Source organism: Micromonospora sp. NPDC050200, assembly GCF_040656135.1.
GTDB lineage: Bacteria > Actinomycetota > Actinomycetes > Mycobacteriales > Micromonosporaceae > Micromonospora.
Window position 1 is genome coordinate 1 of sequence record NZ_JBFALG010000165.1, and the last position, 1,583, is coordinate 1,583.

General features: G+C 40.6%; 2 protein-coding genes. Both read right to left on the bottom strand.

The genetic code is table 11. The annotated features are described in order from the left end of the window. Nucleotides 1–316: 316 nt before the first annotated feature. Entirely contained in the window at nt 317–772 is a 456-nt protein-coding gene (tnpA, locus tag AB0I41_RS35145; RefSeq protein WP_272680812.1) for an IS200/IS605 family transposase, read from the bottom strand. A 207-nt stretch (nt 773–979) separates the two neighbouring features. After that, nucleotides 980–1,583: DmsC/YnfH family molybdoenzyme membrane anchor subunit (locus AB0I41_RS35150; protein ID WP_357115790.1), on the bottom strand; the 604-nt coding region annotated here is incomplete at its 5' end.

Consider the following 1,583-nt stretch of genomic DNA (forward strand, 5'->3'; position numbering starts at 1 on the left):
CCTACATATACAGGAAGCATGACCAGACCTGAAGCAATCTCAGCCCTATTATTGCGTATACCATTGTGTAATTGGTGGCCAATTAAAGAAAGACTCATCTACATTCCTTGTCTTAATAATAAAAGTGAGTGGTATTTATAGCTCACCCGACAAAGAGCGTCTTTCAAAAAAAGAGGAGACAATATATTGTTTTATAAAAATCATAACCACCCGCATAGCGGGTGGTTTGCTCTAGCCCTATAAGGGCTTATTACCGACTGCGCCTAAATGACGCTGCTTTCTCTTCGTTCAAGCTAAGTGTCTTTGCTACTTTGTCTTACCCCTTGAAGGGGTCTATATGCTCTTTCGTACTCAGTTTATCTGACATTAAATCTGACTTTTCTTGCTCTCTGATATACTTCTGAATTGTTGCTTCATTTAACCCTACCGTACTTACATAGTAGCCTTCTGACCAAAACTTTCTATTGCCAAATTTATATTTTAAATTCGCATGTCTATCAAAGATCATCAACGAACTTTTACCCTTCAAATACCCCATAAAGCTTGAAACACTTAACTTTGGGGGAATACTGACTAGCATATGAACATGATCTGGCATCAGATGCCCTTCGATTATTTCAACACCTTTATACTTACAAAGGTCTCGTAATATCTCACCCACACTTGAACGAATATTATTAAAAATCACTTTCCGTCTGAATTTCGGCGAAAAGACGATATGGTATTTACACAGCCACTTTGTATGCGCTGAGCTTTGTGCTTTAATGCCCATAAACACCTTTCCTTATTTAAGTTACGAATATTAGCTTGAACATCTATATCGTAACGGAAAGGTGTTTTTCTTGGTATAACCCTTTGACTCCACCCGCAAAGCAGGTGGTTTTATGTTTAAGACGCTAACGCGACTTAAACTGGCTAAAGCCATAAATAAAAATCCGAAGGGGTTACCTTCGGATTTCAAATAACTCAGGAGTTAAAATTAACCTCCGAGAGAGAAAAATACGACGCGCCCCACAGCTTCACTAGCAAAAATACATAACACAGCAAATGACATGACTAATGTTGCATTCGTTGATTGGCTTGATTTTTGGCACAACAAACGACCAACAAACAGAACGCCTACTGCGATTAACGCCACACGGGCAATACTCAGGCTAAGTAATCCTTCAGGCAATTCACGCGGGGTCATGCCCATATAAATTGGCTCACCGATATTGCTCAGTAATGACAATGCACCGAGTAACATCAATAATATCCCCACTACACCCACACCTAATGAAGCTTTTACCACTCGCTTAAGTTGATCCTCTTTACCCAAAGAACGCAGGCCACCCACTAGCAATGAAGCCGCAATCACACCGCCAACCAATAACACTGCCCCAAAGAAACTGGCGTAAGTAAATAAACCACCCCACAAGTTAAAGAGCGTGTTTGCGTACAGCGCCGACATGGCATACATATACACCAAGCCCGCAATAGCGCTGAGAACTAATAATGCACTATTCGCTTTATTTTTGAGTAATAACAAGGCTGTGCTCAAAAATAACAATGCCATGTAAATCGCGGTTGCCCATACTTCACGG

Bases quoted from the DNA above. Each gene is read 5' to 3' on its own strand.
- tnpA (WP_272680812.1), bottom strand. From the start codon at position 772: ATGGGCATTAAAGCACAAAGCTCAGCGCATACAAAGTGGCTGTGTAAA.